Origin of the sequence: Streptomyces fungicidicus (assembly GCF_003665435.1) — a bacterium.
Classification (GTDB): Bacteria; Actinomycetota; Actinomycetes; order Streptomycetales; family Streptomycetaceae; genus Streptomyces; species Streptomyces fungicidicus.
The window spans coordinates 486,763-506,378 of record NZ_CP023407.1 but is presented as its reverse complement, the minus strand read 5'-3'; the positions used below and the strand labels follow the sequence as shown (position 1 = coordinate 506,378).

Below are 19,616 nucleotides of genomic sequence, written 5' to 3'. Positions count from 1 at the left end.
GTCGCCCTCGGCGAGCGTGTGCCGGTGCCTCGCCACGGGAGCCCGGCCGTTCAGCCGACGTGGACCCGCGGGCGGCGGGAGCTGTCGGGCTCGGCCTCGCGCAGGACCTCGCGGGCGACGGGCGCCACCTCGCCCTGGCCGAAGAGGAGGAAGCGCAGGAAGTTGGCGAACGGATTCCCCTCCGTCCACTCGAAGTACATGTGCGGGATCCGGCCGGTGGTGTCGCGGACATGGAGCAGGAAGGCGGCCAGCGCGTTGGAGACCGAGGAGCTCTCCAGGGTCAGCACGCGGTACCGCCCGTGCAGCACCTCGCCGCGCACGGTCAGCGCCCCCTCGAACTCGGAGGGGTCGGTGACGGTCACCTCGACGAAGACGAAGTCCTCCAGTGACGGGACCTCGTTGACGGCGCGGATCTTCTCGGCCTTGTCGCGGTACTCGGCGAGGCCCCGGTCACCGGGCTTGTTGGCGATGAAGCGGATCGTGCGGTGCGCCGTGTCCCTGACGAACCGTTCCGCCAGGGGGTCGAGAGCCACATGGGTCACCCGCGGCTCGAAGGCGCGGGACAGCCGCGACAGCAGCGAGACGAGGATGATCGCGGCGATGAAGCAGGCGCCGATCTTCACGCCGTCCGGGCGCTCGAGGACGTTCACCACGGTCGTGTAAAGGAACACCGCGGAGACGACCGCGAAGGCGATGGACGAGGCGCGCCGGCCGGCCCTTCGCGCGGAGATGGTGACCGCGACCGCGGCCGAACTGATCAGCACCAGCACCCCCGTGGCGTACGCGCCTCCCTGGGCGTCCACGCTGGCGTCGAAGACCCAGGTGACCAGGAAGGCGACCAGGGTGAAGACGATGACCATCGGGCGCACCGCCCGCGCCCAGTGCGGTGCCATGCCGTAGCGGGGCAGATAGCGCGGCATCAGGTTGAGCAGGCCCGCCATCGCGGAGGCGCCGGCGAACCACAGGATGAGGATCGTCGACACGTCGTACACCGTGCCGAAGGCGCTGCCCAGGTAGGCGTGGGCGAGATAGGCGAGCGCGCGGCCGTTGGCCTCGCCGCCGGGCTGGAACTCCCGCTCGGGAATGAGCAGGGTGGTGAGGAAGCTCGTGGTGATCAGGAACCCGCTCATGATCAGGGCGGCGGTGGTGAGCAGCTTCTTGGTGTCGCGGATCCGTCCGGCCGGCCGCTCCTCGGTGTCCGTGGCGTCGCCCCGCACGTGCGGCATGACGGCCACGCCGGTCTCGAAGCCCGACAGGCCGAGGGCCAGTTTGGGGAAGACGACGAGGGCCACGCCGATCATGACGAGGACGTTGCCGTGCTCGGCCGTCAGCGCGCTGGACCAGTCGGTGACGACGTGTCCCGCGGTGAGCACGTGCCACAGCCCGGTGACGACGACCACGAGGTTGAGCGCGAGATACGTGCCCACCAGGGCGACGGCTACCCCGATCGCCTCGAGGAACCCCTTGAGGAAGACCGCGCCGAGCAGCGCGATGAGCACCATGGTGATCAGCAGCTGCTTGTCGTGCAGGGCGCCGGCCAGATGCGGGTTCTCCACCAGGTGGGTGGAGGCGTCGGCCGCCGACAGGGTGATGGTGATCAGGAAGTCCGTGGCGGCGAAGCCGAGCAGCGTGAGGACGAACAGCTTGCCCTTCCAGAACGTCAGCAGCCGCTCCAGCATGGCGATCGAACCCTCACCGTGCGGGCTCTCCTCCGCCACCCGCCGGTACACCGGCAGGGCGCCCGCCAGGGTGACGACCACCAGCACGATCGTCGCCACCGGCGAGAGCAGCCCCGCCGCCAGCGCCGCGATCCCGGGCTGGTAGCCCAGGGTGGAGAAATAGTCCACGCCGGTCAGGCACATCACCCGGTACCAGGGCCGGCCCTCCTCGCGCGGAGCCCCGGGTGGGAGCGGCGGGTCCTGGCCGTCGTCCCTCCCGTCCTTCCCGCCCATGTCGGACAGACCCTCGAGCATCCAGGCGCGCAGGCGCCCGGCCGGGGGGTGAGTGACGGTTGCCATCGGCGCGCTCTCTTCTGACAGGCTGACCGCGCGGGACGTGGGAACGTCCCGCGGATGACACGATCAGCGTAAGCAGAGAGTGATGAAGTGGCCTGTGATTCAGGGGTCCGAGGGCATCAAGCTTTCGTTAATACCGGGCATCAGGCGTAAAGCGCCTCGATTTCCTTCGCGTAGGCCTGCTGCGCCGCCTGCCTCTTGACCTTGAGTGACGGTGTCAGCAGACCGTTCTCCTCGGTGAACTCGCCCTCGATCAGGGTGAAGGAGCGGATGGACTCCGCGCGGGAGACGGCCTCGTTCGCGTAGTCGACGGCCCGCTGCACGTCGGCGCGCATCCGGGGGTCGCGGACGACCTCGGACATCGGGGTGCCGGCGGGCATCCCGCGCACCGACAGCCAGTGGGCGACCGTCTCGGCGTCGAGGGTGATCAGCGCGCCCACGAAGGGGCGGTTGTCGCCGACCACGAGGCACTGGCCGACGGGCGGCCGGCTGCGCAGCCGGTCCTCCAGGACGGCGGGGGAGACGTTCTTGCCGCCGGAGGTGACGAGGATGTCCTTCTTGCGGCCGGTGATGGTCAGATAGCCGTCCTCGTCCAGGGAGCCGAGGTCCCCGGTGGTGAACCAGCCGTCGTGGAGCACCTCGTACGTGGCGGCCGGGTTGTTCCAGTAGGAGCCGAAGACGATGCCGCCCTTGATCCGCACCTCGCCGTCGTCGGCGATCCGGACCGCGGTGCCGGGGACCGGCAGGCCCACCGTGCCGGGCCGGGGGCTCAGGGGCGGGACGATGGTCGCGGCGGCGGTGGTCTCGGTGAGCCCGTAGCCCTCGTAGACCATGATCCCGGCCGCGTAGAAGAAGAGGTTGAGGTCGCGCTCCAGCGGGGAACCGCCGCTGATGGCGTACCGCATCCGGCCGCCGAGTTCCTTGCGCACCCTGCGGTAGACCAGCAGGTCGTAGAGCGCCCACGCGGCGTACAGGCCGATGCCTGGGCCCTTGCCGCGGCCCAGGAACCGGTTCAGATGGGCTTCGCCGAAGCGTACGGCGACCCGGTGGGCGCGTGCGAAGGAGGCGCCGCGGCCGATCCTCTCGGCGGTGGCCCGGCCGGTGTCGTGGATCTTCTCGAAGAGATAGGGCACGCCCACCAGGAACGTGGGGCGGAACGTCTTGAGCGCGGGCCGGAGTTCGTCGGGCCTGATGCTCGGGAAGTGGCCGATCTCGATGCGGGCGAGCAGACAGGCGATCTGGATGGTGCGGCCGAGGATGTGGGCGAGCGGGAGGAAGAGCAGGGTGGAGGCGAGCTGCCCGGTGACCTCCTTGAAGAGGGGGTGCAGCAGTTCGACGGTCTGGGCGGCCTCGGCGTACAGGTTGGCGTGGGTGAGGACGCAGCCCTTGGGTCGGCCGGTGGTGCCGGAGGTGTAGCAGACGGTCGCGACGGTGTCCGGGGTGAGGGTCGTACGGCGTTTCGCGACCGCCTCGTCGGGGACGTCCCGGCCGAGCGCGGTGAGCTCGGCGAGGGCGTCCGCGTCCAGCTCCCACACGCGCGGGGCTCGCGGATGGGCGGCGGTGGCGGCGGCGACGGTGGCGGTGTTCTCCGCGGTCTCCGTGACGGCGTACCGGGCGCCGGAGTCGCGGACGATCCACTCCACCTGTTCCGCGGAGGAGGTGGCGTAGACCGGAACGCTCTCTCCGCCCGCCGACCAGATCGCGAAGTCCAGGACCGTCCACTCGTAGCGGGTGCGGGACATCACGGCGACCCGGCCGCCCGGTTCCAGCCCGGCGGCGATCAGACCCTTGGCCACGGCGGTGACCTCGCGGGCGAAGGCCGCCGCCGTGACCGGGTGCCAGGCGCCCCGCTCCTCGCGCCGCAGGACGACCGCACCGGGCGCCTCGGCCGCGTTGGCGAACGGGATGTCGGCGGTGCTGCCGGCGGTCAGCCGCGGTGCGAGAGCCGTCGTGCGCGCCTCACGCACGACGCCCCGCGCGTCCCTGACGGTCTCGACCCCGGCTCGGCCCGCCAGGTCCGTGCGTCGTTTCGCCCGTTTCAGATCCCTGCGTACGCCCATGACGGCTCCCGGTCGCGGCTGATTCTCTCGTGCTGGTGCTGCCGTGCTTACTTACTCGAGAGTCAACTTACCCGCGCGTAAGGCTGAGTCAAAGGCCCGGGACCACTCCAGCCGCTCCGGCGCGCGGATCGCCCGCGCCGGCTCGCTCACGGCCGCGTCCTCCGTCCGGTCCGCCAGGACGCCCGCGCGCTCGGAGAGTTAACCGGGGGCGGGGGCTCCGGGCCGTGCGCCGTGGCGGTGGTCGCGGGAGGCAGGGAGTCGGCGGTCGCGTTGAACGTCAGACCGCGGTGCCGCCCCACACGGAGCGGGCCAGGTCGCCGGCCTCCAGGCCGCCGGTCCCCTCGTGCGGGGTACGACCGTCCGGGACGAGCCGGCGCACCGTGGCCGTGGCGAGATGGCCGGCGGCGCCGGACCCGGTGCGTACGGTCGTCACCGACGGCGCCGTGCACAAGTACATCCGCAGCATCTTCGCCAAGCTCGACCTGGCGTCGGTCGACCGCTCGGACCGCCGGGTCGCGGCCGTGCCGCACTACCTGGAGGACGCCCGGCGCCGGGCCTGACACGGCCGCGCGCGGGGCCCCGACCGGTTCACTCCTCGAACAGCGCCTCCTGCCGGCCCTCCCTGGCCCTGCGCAGCCGGCGGCTGCGCGCCCCCACGGTCACCACCGTGGCCGCCGCGGTCGCCGCGAACGCCACCGGGATCATCCAGCCGCGGTTGACCGCGTGGCCGAGCGCGTGGTCAAGGGAGAGCCGTCCGGGACCCGTGACGGCGAGCCCGGCGGCCGTCAGGCCCAGGGACGCGGCGTACTCGAAGCCGCCCTCCTGGTTGAAGAAGCCGTTGGGCGCGTGCACGGCGGACGCGCCCGCCATCGCGCCGGCCGCCGCGGCGCCCGCCGCCGGGGTGGCGAGGCCGAGGGCGAGCAGCAGGCCCCCGCCGGCCTCGGCGAGGCCCGCCGCCGTGGCGCTGGTCCTGCCGGGCGTGTAGCCGATGGATTCCATGAACTGGCCGGTGCCCTCGATGCCGCCACCGCCGAACCAGCCGAACAGCTTCTGCGCGCCGTGCGCCGCGAGCACCCCTCCCGTTCCCAGCCGGAGCAGCAGCAGTCCCAGATCACGTCGGTCGTCACAGGTCACGTCGTCTCCCGGAGCAGTGGCTTGGCCCGACCACCGTCGCATCCCGGACACCGGACCGGCGCGCCGCCGGTTGCCGTTCGGGTGACGTGGGTGGCGGGCACCGCCGGCCGGCACGACGCTGGCACACATGACGATTCAGACCACCCGCCTCAGCGATCCCGCCGTCCGCGCCTTCGTCACGGCCGTCAACGCCCACGACCGCGCGGCGTTCCTGGCGCTGCTGGCGCCCGGCGCCACCATGGCGGACGACGGTTCCGACCGTGACCTGGACGAGTGGATCGACCGGGAGATCTTCTCCTCCCACGGTCACCTGGAGGTCGACAACGAGTCCGGCGGCGGCCGCCGTCTCCTCGCCCGCTACAGCAACGACACCTGGGGCGAGATGCGCACCCGCTGGTCCTTCACCGTCGACGACGACGGCCGCATCTCCCGCTTCGAGACGGGCCAGGCCTGACCGTCGCACGACGGCCGGACGGGTCCGCGCCGGCAGGACCGCCGTCCGGTACCGCACGCCCCGAGGCCGTGTCCCGGCGGGCGCGGCTAGGCCAAACGCCGGCGCGGTGAGGGTTGGGTGACGGGATGGTCACCAATCTCGCGCAGTCGCTGGTTGGCGCTTCAAACAACGCCCTCAGCTCGGCTTTTGCCCGTCGGTTGGCTCCGACTTGGGCGGACGTTGTGGAGATCCGCGGTCGCGTCGCGACGACCGCCGGATCATGCCATTGATCTGCTCGCGACAAGTGACCAGTCTTCTCGTCAGCCTCCCCGCGACACCGCGGCGGAGGTCAACCCCCCACACCTGACGAGGAGATCCCTCTTCATGACGCATCAGATGCGAACCGTCGCGCTGAAGGTCACCGCCGCCGCCTGCGCCGTGTCGGCCGCGGCCACGGCGGCCCTGCTCGGGGCGGCGTCCGCCCATGCCGCCGAGCCCGCGCAGGGAACCGTGTACGGCCTGAACGCCGCGGACGCCGTCGCGGGCAGCTACATCGTCGTGCTCGACGAGAAGACGACCTCCGCCGGCAAGAAGGACCTGGCCCGGGAGTACGGCGGCGAGCTCAGCCGGTCCTACGGCTCGGCCCTCGACGGCTTCGCCGCCGACGGACTGTCCGCCACCGAGGCCCGGCGCCTGGCCGCCGACCCGGCCGTCGGCGCCGTCGTCGCCAACCGCACCCTGCACACCACCGCCACCCAGGACGACCCGCCCTCCTGGGGCCTCGACCGCGTCGACCAGGAGGACACCGCCGGCGACGGCAAGTACACCTACCCCGACAAGGGGGGCGAGGGCGTCACCGCCTACGTCATCGACACCGGCGTACGCGTCACGCACAAGGACTTCGAGGGACGGGCGAGCCACGGCTACGACGCCGTGGACGACGACGACACCGCGGACGACGGCAACGGCCACGGCACGCACGTCGCCGCCACCATCGCCGGCGCCGCGCACGGAGTCGCCAAGAAGGCGAACGTCGTGGCCGTCAGAGTCCTGGACGACAACGGCTCCGGCACCACCGAGCAGGTCGTCGCCGGCATCGACTGGGTCACCGAGAACCACGAGGGCCCCTCCGTGGCCAACATGAGCCTGGGCGGCGCCGCCGACCCCGCGCTCGACGCGGCGGTCGCCAAGGCCGTCGCCTCCGGGGTCACCTTCGCCGTCGCGGCCGGCAACGAGTCCGCCGACGCCGGAGGGGGCTCGCCCGCACGCGTACCGGAGGCCCTCACCGTCGCCTCCAGCACCGAGGACGACGCCCAGTCCGACTTCTCCAACTACGGCTCGGTCGTCGACCTGTACGCGCCCGGCTCCGACATCACCTCGGCCTGGAACGACAGCGACGAGGGCACCAAGACGATATCCGGCACCTCGATGGCCTCCCCCCACGTGGCGGGCGCGGCCGCCGTGTACCTGGCCGGCCACCCCGACGCCGGCCCGGCGGCCGTGGCGTCGGCGCTGACCGGCGCGGCCACCGCCGACAAGATCGGCAACCCCGGCAGCGGCACCCCGAACAAGCTGCTGAGGGTCACGGAGTAGCCCTCCGTCGGCATGCCTGGGGGGCCACAGTGGGGAAACGTTCCTCTGTGGCCCCTCGCCGCGCCGTCGGACCGGGGGTGAGTGGCCTGGTTCACATGGCGTACCGGACCTGCCACCGACACGATGGTCTTCGTCACCGGCAGGCTGAAGGGATCGAGAATGTTCCGCAAGGTGCTGGTCGCCAACCGCGGCGAGATCGCGATTCGGGCGTTCCGCGCGGGCTACGAACTGGGCGCCCGAACCGTCGCCGTCTTCCCGCACGAGGACCGCAACTCGCTGCACCGGCTGAAGGCCGACGAGGCGTACGAGATCGGCGAGCCGGGACATCCGGTGCGGGCCTACCTCTCCGTCGAGGAGATCGTCCGGGCCGCCCGCCGCGCCGGCGCCGACGCCGTCTACCCGGGCTACGGATTCCTGTCCGAGAACCCCGAGCTGGCCAGGGCGTGCGAGGAGGCCGGCATCACCTTCGTGGGACCCGGCCCGGAGATCCTCGAACTGACCGGCAACAAGGCGCGCGCCGTGGCCGCCGCCCGGGAGGCCGGCGTGCCGGTGCTCGGCTCCTCGGCCCCCTCCACCGACGTCGACGAACTCGTCCGCGCTGCGGACGACGTCGGCTTCCCCGTGTTCGTCAAGGCGGTCGCGGGCGGCGGCGGGCGCGGCATGCGCCGCGTCGAGGATCCCGCACAGCTGAGGGAGGCCATCGAGGCGGCCTCGCGGGAGGCGGCGTCCGCGTTCGGCGACCCCACGGTGTTCCTGGAGAAGGCCGTCGTCGAACCCCGGCACATCGAGGTGCAGATCCTCGCCGACGGCCAGGGCGACGTCATTCACCTGTTCGAGCGGGACTGTTCGGTGCAGCGCCGCCACCAGAAGGTGATCGAACTCGCGCCCGCGCCCAACCTCGACCCGGAGCTGCGCGACCGCATCTGCGCCGACGCCGTGAACTTCGCCCGGCAGATCGGCTACCACAACGCCGGCACGGTGGAGTTCCTCCTCGACCGGGACGGCAACCACGTCTTCATCGAGATGAACCCGCGCATCCAGGTCGAGCACACGGTCACCGAGGAGGTCACCGACGTCGACCTGGTGCAGGCGCAGCTGCGCATCGCGGCGGGCGAGACGCTCGCCGGCCTCGGTCTCTCGCAGGACACCGTCACCCTGCGGGGCGCCGCGCTGCAGTGCCGGATCACGACCGAGGACCCGGCCAACGGCTTCCGCCCGGACACCGGCCGGATCAGCGCCTACCGCTCACCCGGCGGCTCCGGCATCCGCCTGGACGGCGGCACCACCCACGCCGGGACCGAGATCAGCGCCCACTTCGACTCGATGCTGGTCAAACTGACCTGCCGTGGCCGGGACTTCAGCACCGCGGTGGGCCGCGCCCGGCGCGCGGTGGCCGAGTTCCGCATCCGCGGCGTCGCCACCAACATCCCCTTCCTGCAGGCGGTCCTGGACGACCCGGACTTCCAGGCCGGACAGGTCACCACGTCGTTCATCGAGCAGCGTCCGCAGCTTCTCACCTCGCGCCACTCCGCCGACCGCGGCACCAAACTGCTCACCTACCTCGCCGACGTCACCGTGAACAAGCCGCACGGCGAACGGCCCCAGCTGATCGACCCGTTGACCAAGCTGCCGCCGCTGCCCGACGGCGAGCCCCCGGCCGGCTCCCGGCAGCGGCTCGCCGAACTCGGCCCCGAGGGGTTCGCCCGATGGCTGCGCGCCTCGCCGGCCGTCGGTGTCACGGACACCACCTTCCGCGACGCCCACCAGTCGCTGCTCGCCACCCGCGTCCGCACCAAGGACCTGCTCGCCGTCGCCCCCGTGGTGGCGCGCACCCTGCCCGGGCTGCTCTCCCTGGAGTGCTGGGGCGGCGCCACCTACGACGTCGCCCTGCGCTTCCTCGCCGAGGACCCGTGGGAGCGGCTGGCCGCCCTGCGGGAGGCCGTGCCCAACATCTGCCTCCAGATGCTGCTGCGCGGCCGCAACACCGTCGGCTACACCCCGTACCCGACCGAGGTGACGGACGCCTTCGTCCAGGAGGCCGCGGCGACCGGAATCGACATCTTCCGCATCTTCGACGCGCTCAACGACGTCTCCCAGATGCGGCCGGCCATCGAGGCGGTACGCGAGACCGGCACGGCCGTCGCCGAGGTGGCCCTGTGCTACACCGCCGACCTGTCCGACCCGTCCGAGCGGCTCTACACCCTCGACTACTACCTGCGGCTCGCCGAGCGGATCGTCGAGGCCGGCGCCCATGTGCTGGCCGTCAAGGACATGGCCGGGCTGCTGCGGGCGCCCGCGGCGGCGACGCTGGTGTCGGCCCTGCGCCGGGAGTTCGGCCTGCCGGTCCACCTGCACACCCACGACACCGCCGGCGGTCAGCTCGCCACCTATCTCGCCGCGGTCCAGGCGGGCGCGGACGCGGTCGACGGGGCCGTGGCGTCCATGGCGGGCACCACCTCCCAGCCGTCGCTGTCGGCGCTCGTCGCCGCGACCGACCACTCGGAGCGCTCCACCGGCCTCGACCTCCAGGCCGTAGGCGACCTGGAGCCCTACTGGGAGAGCGTCCGCAAGGTCTACGCGCCCTTCGAGGCGGGCCTGGCCTCGCCGACCGGCCGTGTGTACCACCACGAGATCCCCGGCGGTCAGCTGTCCAACCTGCGCACCCAGGCGATCGCCCTCGGGCTCGGCGACCGCTTCGAGGACATCGAGGCGATGTACGCCGCCGCCGACCGGATGCTCGGCCGCCTGGTGAAGGTCACCCCGTCGTCGAAGGTGGTCGGCGACCTGGCCCTGCACCTGGTGGGCGCGGGTGTCTCCCCGCGGGACTTCGAGGAGGAGCCCAACCGGTTCGACATCCCGGACTCCGTCATCGGCTTCCTCCGCGGCGAGCTGGGCACCCCGCCCGGCGGCTGGCCCGAGCCGTTCCGCAGCAGGGCCCTGCGGGGCCGCGCCGAGCCCAAGCCCGTCCAGGAGCTGACCGCCGACGACCGCGCGGGCCTGGCGAAGGACCGCCGGCCGACCCTCAACCGGCTTCTCTTCCCCGGCCCCACGCGGGAGTTCGAGACGCACCGGCAGTCCTTCGGCGACACCGGCGTGCTGGACAGCAAGAACTTCTTCTACGGGCTGCGCCCGGGCAAGGAGTACAGCGTCGACCTCGACCCCGGTGTCCGGCTGCTGATCGAACTGCAGGCCGTGGGCGACGCCGACGAGCGGGGCATGCGGACCGTGATGGCCACGCTGAACGGGCAGTTGCGGCCCATCCAGGTCCGCGACCGGGCCGCGGCCTCCGACGTCCCGGTGACCGAGAAGGCCGACCGGGCCAACCCCGGCCATGTCGCGGCGCCGTTCGCCGGTGTGGTGACGCTGGCCGTCGCCGAGGGCGACGAGGTGGAGGCCGGCGCCACGGTGGCCACCATCGAGGCGATGAAGATGGAGGCCTCGATCACCGCCCCGAAGTCCGGCACGGTCACCCGGCTGGCGATCAACCGGATCCAGCAGGTGGAGGGCGGCGACCTGCTCGCCGAACTCGGCTGAGCGCGGCGGGCCGGCCCACGAGCCGGGTCCGCCCCACGAGCCGGGTCCGCCCCGCGGGGCGGACCCGGCGGAGAAGCCCCCGCGGGGCAGCTGTGGGAACGTAGATTGTGCGTTGGCCAGAACAGCCCTCGAACGACTACGGACGGTACTCATGACCGACCCTGCCGCGGCGCCCGGATCAGCGCAACAGAAGATCGACACCTCGGTGCCGCACTCGGCCCGCATCTGGAACTACTGGCTGGGAGGGAAGGACAACTACCCGGTCGACGAGGAGGCAGGCGACGCCTACACCGGCGTCTTCCCCGGCATCGTCACCATCGCCCGCAGCAGCCGGGCCTTCCTGCGGCGCAACATCGGCTATCTCGCGGGTGAGCAGGGCATACGCCAGTTCCTGGACATCGGGACCGGCCTGCCCACGGCCGACAACACCCACCAGGTCGCCCAGCGGATCGCCCCGGACTCCCGGATCGTCTACGTCGACAACGACCCGATGGTCCTGGCCCATGCCCGCGCGCTGCTCTACTCCACCCCGGAGGGGGCGACGGCGTACGTCGACGCGAACGTCCTGGAGCCGGAGCGCATCCTGGAAGCCGCGCGGGAGACGCTGGACCTCGAGCGCCCCACCGCCCTCATCCTCAGCAACATCCTGGGCCACGTCGCGGACTACGACCGGGCGCGCTCCATCGTCAGCACGCTGATGGCCGCCCTGCCGTCCGGCAGCTACCTCTCCGTCAACGACGGCTCGCGCGGCATCGACCCGGTCTTCGAGCGGGCCCAGGACGGCTACAACGAGAGCGGCGCCGTCCCCTACAACCTGCGGACCGTCGAGGAGATCACGGCGTTCTTCGACGGGCTGGAACTCGTCGACCCCGGCGTCGTCTCGGTACAGCTGTGGCGTCCCGACACCACCTCGCCCGCGCCGGAGACGATCGCCGAGCACGGCGGCCTGGCCCGCAAGCCCTGACGTAATTCGTTGGACAACGCCCGCTCCGCAGAGGAGCGTTGGCGCAATGCGACAGAAGGAGCTCTGGAACGCGGACGTCGCCCGGCGCTATGACACGCCCGGAACGGGCATGTTCGCGCCCGGGGTGCTGGGACCGACGGTGGAGCGGCTGGCCCGGCTCGCGGGAGGGGGAGCGGCCCTCGAGTTCGCCATCGGCACGGGCCGGGTGGCCGTTCCGCTCGCCGGGCGCGGAGTACGGGTGACCGGGATCGAGCTGTCCCGGCCGATGGTGGAGCAACTGCGCACAAAGGCCGACGAATCGACGATCCCGGTGGTCATCGGGGACATGGCGACCACCGTCGTCCCCGGTGAGTACGGCCTCGTCTACCTCGTGTACAACACCATCTCCAACCTGCTCGACCAGGCCGACCAGGTCGAGTGCTTCCGCAACGCCGCCCGCCACCTCGGGCCCGGCGGCCGCTTCGTCGTCGAACTGTGGGTTCCCGAACTGCGCAAGCTCCCACCGGGGCAGACCGCCACGGTGTGGCGGACCGAGCCCGGTTACATCGGCCTGGACACGTACGACATCCTGCGTCAGCACGTCGTGTCGCACCACTTCCGCTTCGACGACGGCACCGAGCGGGCGGAACTGTTCCGCAGCCCGCACCGCTACATCTGGCCGGCCGAGCTCGACCTGATGGCCCGGCTGGCCGGCTTCGAGCTGGAGTCCCGGCACGCCGACTGGGACGGCGCCGAGTTCACCGCGGACTCGCCCTCCCATGTGTCCGTCTACCGGCTCCCGTCCGACTCCTAGGGCCTGTTGCGCAGCAGACCGCCGCCGCGCACCCGAGCCCGCGCGCATCCCTCGCATCGATGCATGCCGCCCGCCGGCAGGACTTTGAACTCATCGATGACAAAGTATGGACGTGCTGAGCAGAAGTCTCCTAGCGTGTGCGCCGCAACCGTTGGCGTTTCCCGTTCGGCACCGGAGTCATCCGGCCCTCCGGTCGACTCAGCAGGAGGAAGCATGGACGCACGGCTGTACCGGCGTGCCCGAAGACGCCTGACAGTGCTGCTCGTCGGCGCGTTCGTCGCGGGCGGACTCTGGGGATCCCCCGTGGCATCGGCCCGGCCGGACTCCGCGCCGCGGGCCGATGTGCCGCCCCAGGAGCCCGGTGTCACCCTGCGCGTCTTCGACGTCCAGGTCCCGCTCGACACGATCTGCACGCTCAAGCCCGGACAGACCCCCAACGTCGACAAGCTGATGCCGACGATCGACTGGAGTTCGACCGACGACTTCGGCGGGTTCGGCGACAACTTCGTCACCCAGGTCACCGGCAACATCCATGTGCCGGCCGACGGTTCGTACACCTTCCGGCTGTCCAGCGACGACGGCTCGCGGCTGCTGATCGACGACCGGCTGGTCATCGACCACGACGGGCTGCACGGCGCCGAGCCCAAGGACGGAGCCGTCGAACTCACCGAGGGCATGCACGCGTTGCGTGTCGACCACTTCGAACGCGGCGGCGACCAGGTGCTCAGCCTCGCCTGGCGGCCGCCGGGCGCCGACGGATTCGAGACCGTGCCGAACGCTGCCCTGAGCACCGACGCCGGCGTGGTCCGGGTCACCGCCCCGGGCCGCAAGGAGTGCGAGGGCATCACCGACTCGCCCGGCGACGGCCTCCCGCTCAACTCGGTGCGCCCCGACCACACCCTCACCGACCTGCGCCCCGACGGCTTCGAACCGCAGATCACCGGGATGGACTGGCTGCCCGACGGCCGCCTGGCCGTGAGCACCTGGGGCGGCACCGACAACACCGCCGGCGAGGTATACGTCCTCGACGAGGTCACCGGCAGCACCGGCCCCGAGAAGGTGAAGGCCACGAGGATCGCCGAGGGTCTCAAGGAGCCGATGGGCCTCAAGGTCGTCGACGGCACCGTCTTCGTCTCCCAGAAGCACGAACTGACGGAACTGCGCGACAGCGATGGCGACGGCGTGACGGACGAGTACAGGACCCTCGCGACCTGGCCGTACGGCGGGAACTTCCACGAGTTCGCCTTCGGACTCCTGTACCGCGACGGCTACTTCTACCTGAACCTGTCCGTCGCCATCAACTACGGCGGAGCCACCACGGATCCGCAGCCCGCGGCCTGCCGCGGCACGACCGTCAAGGTCAACCGGAAGACCGGCGAGGTCAGTTACCTCGCCGGCGGCCTGCGCACCCCGAACGGCATCGGCTGGGGCCCCGGCGGCGACATCTTCGCGACGGACAACCAGGGCGGCTGGCTGCCCTCGTCGAAGCTGGTCCACATCAAGCAGGACCGCTTCTTCAACCACTACACCAACCCCGCCGGCCCCTTCGACGCGAAGCCGGTCACCCAGCCGGTGCTCTGGCTCCCGCAGAACGAGATCGCCAACTCGCCCAGCACACCCCTCTACCTGACCAAGGGCAGGTTCAAGGGGCAGATGCTCTTCGGTGACGTCACCTACGGCGGTCTCCAGCGCGCCTACCTGGAGAAGGTCAAGGGCCAGTACCAGGGCGCCGTCTTCCGCTTCACCCAGGGCCTCGAGGCCGGCGTCAACCGGATCACCATGGGCCCCGACGGAGCGATCTACGCGGGCGGTCTGGGCGCCGACGGCAACTGGGGCCAGGAGGGCAAGCTCAAGTACGGGCTGCAGAAGCTGTCCCCCAACGGCGGCAACACCTTCGACATCCAGGCCATGCGGGTGAAGAAGGGCGGCTTCGAGCTGGAGTACACCCAGCCGCTCTCCCGGGAGACCGCGGACGACCTGGTGAGCCACTACGAGGCCGAGCAGTGGCGCTACACCCCGACGCGCGACTACGGCGGCCCCAAGATCGCCGAGGAGACCCTGAAGGTGACCTCGGCGGAGCTGTCCCGCGACCGCAGGAAGGTGACCCTGGCGGTCGAGGGCCTGAAGCCGGGCCGCGTGGTGCACGTCCGCTCGCCGCGCCCGTTCGGCTCGGAGTCGGGCGAGACCCTGTGGAGCACGGAGGCCTGGTACACGCTCAACGCCATGCCCGGCGTACAGCCGGAACACGGCCCGCTGTACGAGGCCGAGGAGGCGGCCCTCACCGGCGCGGCCGGCGTCAACACCGACCACCGGGGCTACTCCGGCAGCGGCTTCGTCGACCGGTACGGCACCCAGGGCGCCACGACCACCTTCGACGTCCGGGTGGACCGGACCGGCACGTACGACCTGGGCATGCGCTACTCCAACGGCCCGAACCCCTTCCGGGGCACCAAGACCCTCTCCCTGTACGTCAACGGGAAGAAGGCGGGACGGACCACATTCCGTGACACCGGCGACTGGGACACCTGGTCGACACAGACCGAGTCCCTGAGGCTCCGCGCCGGGCACAACACCGTCGCCTACCGGTACGACGAGGGCGACACCGGTCACGTCAACCTGGACCTGCTCACCGTGCTCCCGCACGGCAGCCCGGTCACGCTGTTCGACGGCGACGGCCTCGGCCAGTGGCAGCACACCGACGGACGTCCGGCGCAGTGGCCGGTCAGCGGCGGGGCGATGGAGGTCTGCTGCGGGGACATCCGCACCAAGAACGGCTTCGACGACTTCAGGCTCCACCTGGAGTACCGGCTGCCGAAGCTGCCCCCGGACGTGACGGGCCAGGACCGCGCCAACAGCGGCGTCTACCTCCAGGACCGCTACGAGATCCAGATCCTGGACTCCTACGGCGACACCACCCCGGACACCGATGAGGCGGGAGCGATCTATCTGAAGAAGGCGCCCGACGTCAACGCGGCCAAGGCGCCCGAGACCTGGCAGTCGTACGACATCGTCTTCCGCGCGGCGCGCTACGACGCCGAGGGGAACAAGACGGCCGACGCGCGGGTCACCGTGGTGTGGAACGGCAGGAAGGTCCACGACGACGTCGCGATCGACGGTCCGACGGGCGGTGGAGCGCCCGAAGGTCCCGCGGCCGGAGCGATCCGGCTGCAGGACCACGGGAACGCGGTGCGCTACCGCAACATCCGTATCGAGCCGCTGGGTTAGCGGGCGGCGGCCGGGTCCGGCGCCCTGCCGTCCGCGGCGGACGGCGCTGCGCCGGACTCCTCGTCCCCGGCGTGCGAGCGGCCGAGGCCGATCATGCCGAAGGCGGTCAGGGCGGCGGCGACGACGGCCGCCACGGCGCACACCAGATACGCGGTGCCGAACCCGCTGCCCAGGGCCTCCAGGGCGACGCCGTGGGCGGCGGAGCCCGGGGCGCCGGGCGGCAGGCTGTTCACGGCGATGGGGCCGCCGGCGGAGGCGATCTCGCGTGCCGCCGCCAGCTGGCCGGCGGTCAGGTCCGCGCCGGCCAGCTTCGCGGTGAACGCCGACCCGGCGCCGCTGAGGGCGACCGCGGTGACGACCACGGGGCCGAGGGCGAAGCCGAGGTCGCGCAGCATGTTGGTGGTGGCGCTGGCCATGCCGGCCAGATGCCGGGGCACGCTGTTCAGCGCCACGGCCGTCACGGAGCTGACGGTCAGCGCGAAGCCGACGCCGATCAGCAGGGACGGCGCGACGAAGCCGCCGAGCCCGGTGTCGGTGACGTCCATCCCGGCGAAGAGGAGGCACCCGATCGCCATCAGGACAAACCCCGAGGTCAGCAGCCATGTCGCGGCGACCCGGTGCAGGAGGCGCGAGACGACCGGGATGAGCAGGAAGGCGGGGCCCTGCAGGAGCAGGAAGGGGACCGCGACGCGGATCGGGTCCTGGTGCTGCACGGGACCCAGCCACATGCTCGTGGCGAAGCAGGCGCCCAGGAAGGCGAGCATGCCGATGACCGCGACGACGGACGACACGGTGAAGGCGCGGTTGCGGAACAGCCTCAGGTCGAAGATCGGGGACTCGGCGCCCAGCTCCACCAGCACGAACGCGGCGAGGAAGCACGCGCCGACACCGAAGGCCAGCATCACCGGAAGGGTGGTCCAGCCGGACTCGGGGCCCTCGACGGCCCCGTACAGGACCAGGATGAGGCCGATGGCGAAGGTGATCTGACCGGGGACGTCGAGCCTGCGGCCCTCCGGGGCCTTCGACTCCGTGGCCAGGACCAGGGTGAGCACCATGCTGGCCAGGGCGAGTCCGAGGAGCACCCAGAAGGAGCCACGCCACGAGCCGACCTTGGCGAACATGCCGCCCAGCAGGGGGGAGACCGCGGCGCCGGCTGACAGGAAGCCGCTCCAGACCGCCACCGCGTGCGCCCGTTCCCGCATTCCGCGGGTGACCGCGCTGATCGCGGTGAGCGAACCGGGGAACATGGCGCCCGCGCCCAGGCCGTTGAGGGCGGCGCCGATCCACAGCACCTGGACGCTGGGCGCCATCGCGGCCACGGCGCTTCCCGCGGCGACGAGGGCCGTGCCGGCCACCACGAGCCTGCGCCGTCCGAAGAGGTCACCGAGGACACCGAAGGTGAACTCGAAGCAGACCACGGCGATCATGAACGCGGCGGTGATCCAGGTGAGCTGGGAGCCGTGGGTGTTCAGGTCCTGCTGGAGGAGTCCGTTCAGCGAGGCGGGCAGCGCGTTCGCGACCTGGGCCACGAAGACCGCGCCGCAGGCGGCAGCCAGTGTTCCCGCGTAGCCCGGTGTCCGGGCGGCCCCCGCGGTGGGGCCGTGGGACGTCGTCGTCCCGTCGTTGAGCGTCATTGCTGGTTCTCCCTGGCTGGGAAAGCGGGCGGCCCGAGAAGACGGGAGCCCGGGAGCGTCAAGGCGCTCGGCTCTGCGTACGAGGTGGGGGAGAGGGCACGTCGCGAGTCCGGCGTGGTGCCGGGAGAATGACACTTCGCTTTACGTCGCGTCAATGAAAAATGCACAACTTAAGATGAGCGATCTAGATGTAAGACAAATTCGCCCCCGGGACCGCGGACTCAGCGGACCTCCGCCAGGTCGGCCTCCAGGGCGCGCGCCGACGCGTCCAGGGTGGCCACCAGGGGCTGGAGCCGGTGCGGGTCGTAGCGCACGCCGGGCATGGAGACCGACAGACCGGCCAGCGCGGTGCCGTCCCGGTCGCGCACCGGCACCCCGACGGCCACGAGACCGCGCTCGGAGCGCTCCTTGTTGACGGCGAAACCGTTGCGGCGCAGCCGCGCCAGCTCCGTCCGCAGCCGGGCGAGGTCGGGCCGGTCGCCGGGACGGTCCCGGTAGCGCTCCGGGGCGTACACCTCGTCCAGTTCCGCGTCGGACAGGTCGGCGAGGAGCAGCAGCCCCGCCGTCGTGCGGTGGGCCGCGAACACCATGCCCTCCCGGGAACCGACCCGCAGCGCCTGCCGGCACTCCACGCTGGCGATGAACCGGGCCGTGTCCCCGGTGCGCACGATCAGGTTCGTGGTCTCGTCCACCAGGTCGACGACGCGCCGCAGATGCGGCAGGGCCGCCGCGCGCAGCCGCGACACCAGCGACTGGGAGTGCGCGGCGAGTTCCAGCACCGGACCCGCACGGTAGACGCGGTCCTCGTCCTGCACGGCGAAGTCCCGGTAGACCAGCATCGCCAGCAGCCGGTGCGCGGTCGACCTGGCCACGCCGAGCCGCTCGGCGATCTGCGACACGGTCGCACCGCCCTCCATCTGCAGGATCGTCGCGGCCCGCAGCGCGTGGTCCACGCTGGCGACGGGGTACGGCGGGGGAGTCTTGAGCGGCTTGTCCATGGCACTTCCTCAAAGATTCTGCTCTCCAGAATCTACATGTTCTCTCTGAAGACACGGCGCAGTCTGTGGAGCGTGACTCACTCCTCCCTCGCCCATGACACCGCAACGGGTTCCCCGGTCCGGCTCCAGGCCGTCGCCGCGGAGGGGCAACCCGAGGTCACCCCGGCGCTCGAAGAGCTGTACCGGGGCTTCGAACAGGAGCTGCTCGTCCCGCTGTGGACCGAGATCGGCGACCTGATGCCGGCCCACCCGCGCTCGCGCGCCGTGCCCCACCTGTGGCGCTGGCAGCGGCTGCGGGAACTCGCGGACCGGGCCGGCGGCCTGGTCCCCGTCGGGCGCGGCGGCGAGCGCCGGGCCATCGCGCTGGCCAACCCCTCCCTCGGCGGCCGGCCCTTCGCCACACCGACCCTGTGGGCGGCCATCCAGTACCTCATGCCGGGCGAGGACGCACCCGAGCACCGTCACACCCAGCACGCCTTCCGCTTCGTCGTCGAGGGCTCGGGCGTGTGGACGGTCGTCGGCGGCGACCCGGTGCCGATGAACCGCGGTGACTTCCTCCCGCAGGCCGGCTGGAACTGGCACGCCCACCACAACGCGACCTCCGAGCCGATGGCCTGGATCGACGGCCTGGACATCCCCTTCCAGTACGTCACCGAGGCACAGTTCTTCGAGTTCGGCCGCGACGAGATCGGCGACGCCGAGCGGACCACGCCCGAGCGGTCGCGCTCCGAGCGCCTGTGGGGACACCCGGGCCTGCGCCCCCTGTCGGCCGTCCCCGCCGCGCCGGGCAGCCCGCTGCTGTCGTACAAGTGGGAATACACCAACGCCGCCCTGCGCGACCAGCTGCTGCTGGAGAAGGAGGGCTTCGGCGGCACCGTCGAGCCCGGCCACGCCGCGGTGCGCTACTCCAACCCGCACGACGGCTCCGACGTGCTGCCGACCCTGCGCGCCGAGTTCCACCGCGTCGCCCGGGGCGCCGAGACCGCGCCGGTGCGCGAGACCGGATCGTCCGTCCACCAGGTCTTCGACGGCTCCGGCGTGGTGACCGTCGGGGACAGGTCCTGGACCGTGACCCGCGGCGACCTGTTCGTCGTCCCGTCCTGGGAGCCGTTCTCCGCCCGCTCCGAGGCCGGCGCCTCCGACTCCGACGAGGGCGCCCTCGACCTGTTCCGCTTCTCCGACGCGCCCGTCTTCGAGGCGCTCAAGCTCGACCGCACCCAGAAGGACGCCTGA

At 71.8% G+C, this 19,616-nt stretch carries 13 protein-coding genes and 1 pseudogene; 8 read left to right on the top strand and 6 right to left on the bottom strand.

Features of this window, described 5'->3' with window-relative positions; all coding sequences use genetic code 11:
* Positions 1-50: 50 nt before the first annotated feature.
* The 3 genes from CNQ36_RS02075 to CNQ36_RS34565 all read right to left on the bottom strand — a co-directional run bounded on the left by CNQ36_RS02075 (position 51) and on the right by CNQ36_RS34565 (position 4,508).
* Complete coding sequence (locus tag CNQ36_RS02075) at positions 51-2,018, bottom strand: APC family permease (RefSeq protein ID WP_121544688.1); 1,968 nt, start codon at positions 2,016-2,018, stop codon at positions 51-53.
* 140 nt (positions 2,019-2,158) lie between these two features.
* Complete coding sequence (locus CNQ36_RS02070; RefSeq protein WP_121544687.1) at positions 2,159-4,075, bottom strand: AMP-dependent synthetase/ligase; 1,917 nt, start codon at positions 4,073-4,075, stop codon at positions 2,159-2,161.
* A gap of 277 nt (positions 4,076-4,352) precedes the next feature.
* On the bottom strand, positions 4,353-4,508 hold the full coding sequence (locus CNQ36_RS34565; RefSeq protein WP_163013143.1) for a hypothetical protein: 156 nt from the start codon (positions 4,506-4,508) through the stop codon (positions 4,353-4,355).
* Between CNQ36_RS34565 and CNQ36_RS02065 the strand changes: the two are divergent.
* A pseudogene (locus CNQ36_RS02065) lies at positions 4,495-4,635 on the top strand (DNA-binding response regulator); the annotation flags it as partial. The gene CNQ36_RS34565 and the pseudogene CNQ36_RS02065 sit on opposite strands and share 14 nt — an antisense overlap.
* Before the next feature lie 28 nt (positions 4,636-4,663).
* Here CNQ36_RS02065 and CNQ36_RS02060 read toward each other — a convergent pair.
* A complete protein-coding gene (locus CNQ36_RS02060) occupies positions 4,664-5,209 on the bottom strand; it encodes a DoxX family protein (protein WP_121544686.1) in 546 nt (181 codons plus the stop codon).
* A 127-nt stretch (positions 5,210-5,336) separates the two neighbouring features.
* On the opposite strand from CNQ36_RS02060, the gene CNQ36_RS02055 reads away from it, so the two are divergent.
* The 6 genes from CNQ36_RS02055 to CNQ36_RS02030 all read left to right on the top strand — a co-directional run bounded on the left by CNQ36_RS02055 (position 5,337) and on the right by CNQ36_RS02030 (position 15,751).
* Positions 5,337-5,663, top strand: coding sequence for a nuclear transport factor 2 family protein (locus tag CNQ36_RS02055; protein ID WP_121544685.1), 327 nt, complete (start codon positions 5,337-5,339; stop codon positions 5,661-5,663).
* A 363-nt stretch (positions 5,664-6,026) separates the two neighbouring features.
* Positions 6,027-7,235 carry a S8 family peptidase gene (locus tag CNQ36_RS02050; protein ID WP_121544684.1) on the top strand — a complete coding sequence of 403 codons (1,209 nt, stop codon included), beginning with the start codon at positions 6,027-6,029 and terminating at the stop codon, positions 7,233-7,235.
* Between the two features lie 159 nt (positions 7,236-7,394).
* Positions 7,395-10,769 carry a pyruvate carboxylase gene (locus tag CNQ36_RS02045; protein ID WP_121544683.1) on the top strand — a complete coding sequence of 1,125 codons (3,375 nt, stop codon included), beginning with the start codon at positions 7,395-7,397 and terminating at the stop codon, positions 10,767-10,769.
* Positions 10,770-10,920: 151 nt separating this feature from the next.
* Positions 10,921-11,733: an SAM-dependent methyltransferase gene (locus CNQ36_RS02040; protein WP_121544682.1), complete on the top strand. Its 813-nt coding sequence runs from the start codon at positions 10,921-10,923 to the stop codon at positions 11,731-11,733.
* 46 nt (positions 11,734-11,779) lie between these two features.
* A complete protein-coding gene (locus CNQ36_RS02035; RefSeq protein ID WP_121544681.1) occupies positions 11,780-12,526 on the top strand; it encodes a class I SAM-dependent methyltransferase in 747 nt (248 codons plus the stop codon).
* Between the two features lie 213 nt (positions 12,527-12,739).
* Entirely contained in the window at positions 12,740-15,751 is a 3,012-nt protein-coding gene (locus tag CNQ36_RS02030; protein WP_121544680.1) for a 3-keto-alpha-glucoside-1,2-lyase-like domain-containing protein, read from the top strand.
* Here CNQ36_RS02030 and CNQ36_RS02025 read toward each other — a convergent pair.
* Together CNQ36_RS02025 and CNQ36_RS02020 are read right to left on the bottom strand one after the other, a co-directional pair.
* Positions 15,748-17,385 (bottom strand): MFS transporter, encoded by a 1,638-nt coding sequence (locus CNQ36_RS02025; RefSeq protein WP_228312900.1) that lies wholly within the window; start codon positions 17,383-17,385, stop codon positions 15,748-15,750. The two genes, CNQ36_RS02030 and CNQ36_RS02025, sit on opposite strands and share 4 nt — an antisense overlap.
* Positions 17,386-17,606: 221 nt before the next feature.
* On the bottom strand, positions 17,607-18,383 hold the full coding sequence (locus CNQ36_RS02020; protein ID WP_121544679.1) for an IclR family transcriptional regulator: 777 nt from the start codon (positions 18,381-18,383) through the stop codon (positions 17,607-17,609).
* 72 nt (positions 18,384-18,455) lie between these two features.
* Here CNQ36_RS02020 and CNQ36_RS02015 point away from each other — a divergent pair, with 72 nt between their 5' ends.
* On the top strand, positions 18,456-19,616 hold the full coding sequence (locus CNQ36_RS02015) for a cupin domain-containing protein (protein WP_121544678.1): 1,161 nt from the start codon (positions 18,456-18,458) through the stop codon (positions 19,614-19,616).

Bases quoted from the DNA above. Each gene is read 5' to 3' on its own strand.
- CNQ36_RS02075 (WP_121544688.1), bottom strand. From the start codon at position 2,018: ATGGCAACCGTCACTCACCCCCCGGCCGGGCGCCTGCGCGCCTGGATG.
- CNQ36_RS02070 (WP_121544687.1), bottom strand. From the start codon at position 4,075: ATGGGCGTACGCAGGGATCTGAAACGGGCGAAACGACGCACGGACCTG.
- CNQ36_RS02055 (WP_121544685.1), top strand. From the start codon at position 5,337: ATGACGATTCAGACCACCCGCCTCAGCGATCCCGCCGTCCGCGCCTTC.
- CNQ36_RS02050 (WP_121544684.1), top strand. From the start codon at position 6,027: ATGACGCATCAGATGCGAACCGTCGCGCTGAAGGTCACCGCCGCCGCC.
- CNQ36_RS02045 (WP_121544683.1), top strand. From the start codon at position 7,395: ATGTTCCGCAAGGTGCTGGTCGCCAACCGCGGCGAGATCGCGATTCGG.
- CNQ36_RS02040 (WP_121544682.1), top strand. From the start codon at position 10,921: ATGACCGACCCTGCCGCGGCGCCCGGATCAGCGCAACAGAAGATCGAC.
- CNQ36_RS02035 (WP_121544681.1), top strand. From the start codon at position 11,780: ATGCGACAGAAGGAGCTCTGGAACGCGGACGTCGCCCGGCGCTATGAC.
- CNQ36_RS02030 (WP_121544680.1), top strand. From the start codon at position 12,740: ATGGACGCACGGCTGTACCGGCGTGCCCGAAGACGCCTGACAGTGCTG.
- CNQ36_RS02025 (WP_228312900.1), bottom strand. From the start codon at position 17,385: ATGACGCTCAACGACGGGACGACGACGTCCCACGGCCCCACCGCGGGG.
- CNQ36_RS02020 (WP_121544679.1), bottom strand. From the start codon at position 18,383: ATGGACAAGCCGCTCAAGACTCCCCCGCCGTACCCCGTCGCCAGCGTG.